This is a genomic window from Pseudomonas fuscovaginae SE-1 (assembly GCF_000364705.1).
GTDB classification, from domain to species: Bacteria; Pseudomonadota; Gammaproteobacteria; order Pseudomonadales; family Pseudomonadaceae; genus Aquipseudomonas; species Aquipseudomonas fuscovaginae_A.
Window position 1 is genome coordinate 1 of sequence record NZ_AQOH01000237.1, and the last position, 978, is coordinate 978.

A 978-nucleotide genomic window follows, 5' to 3' on the forward strand; every position below is an offset into this window, starting at 1 on the left:
ACGGATCTTCACCTGGTCGTCGTTGCGCCCCAGGTACTCGATGTCGCCGTCCGCCAGGTAGCGGCCGACGTCGCCGGTGCGATACATCCGGGCATCCGCCGACGGGCTGAACGGATCCTTGAGGAAACGTTCGGCGGTCAGCTCGGGACGGTTCAGGTAACCGCGTGCCACCTGCACCCCGCCGATGTACAGCTCACCCACCACGCCCAGCGGCACCGGCTGCTGTTGCGCGTCGAGCAGGTACATCCGCGTGTTGGCGATCGGCTTGCCGATCGGCGTGTTGTCCGGGGTCTCTTCGATCGGGCCACGGCAATCCCAGGCCGTCACGTCCACCGCGGCCTCGGTCGGGCCGTAGAGGTTGTGCAGCCCGGCGTGCGGCAACTGCGCCTTGAACCGGCGTACCACGCTGCCCGGCAGCGCCTCACCGCTGCACATCACCTGCCGGACGCTGGCACACCGGCTGACATCGCCATGGGCCAGGAAAATGTCGAGCATCGACGGCACGAAGTGCAAGGTGGTGATCCGCTCGGCCTTGATCACTTCGCCCAGATAGACCGGATCCTTGTGCCCTTCCGGTCGCGCCATCACCAGGCGGGCGCCGGTGAACAGCGGCCAGAAGAACTCCCACACCGACACGTCGAAGCTGAACGGGGTTTTCTGCAGCACCGCGTCATCCGGGGTCAGGCCGTACTCGTCCTGCATCCACAGCAGGCGGTTGACCACCGCCGCGTGCTCGTTGATCACGCCCTTGGGCTGACCGGTGGAACCGGAGGTGTAGATCACGTAGGCACTGTGCCGTGGCGTCAGGCCGGGCACCCGTGGATTGTCCTCGGCGCGGTCCTGCCAGGTGTTGCAGTCCAGGTCGATCACCGGTACCGCCAGCTCGCCCAGCAGGCCGCGGGTTCGGCCCTGCGCCAGCACCACCGCTGGCGCGCTGTCGGCCAGCATGTAGGCGATGCGCTCCGCCGGATAGGCCGG

General features: G+C 67.6%; 1 protein-coding gene. It reads right to left on the reverse strand.

What is annotated here, in order from left to right:
• A partial coding sequence (locus K675_RS31105; RefSeq protein ID WP_037006922.1) for an amino acid adenylation domain-containing protein occupies positions 1-978 on the reverse strand: 978 nt, incomplete at both ends.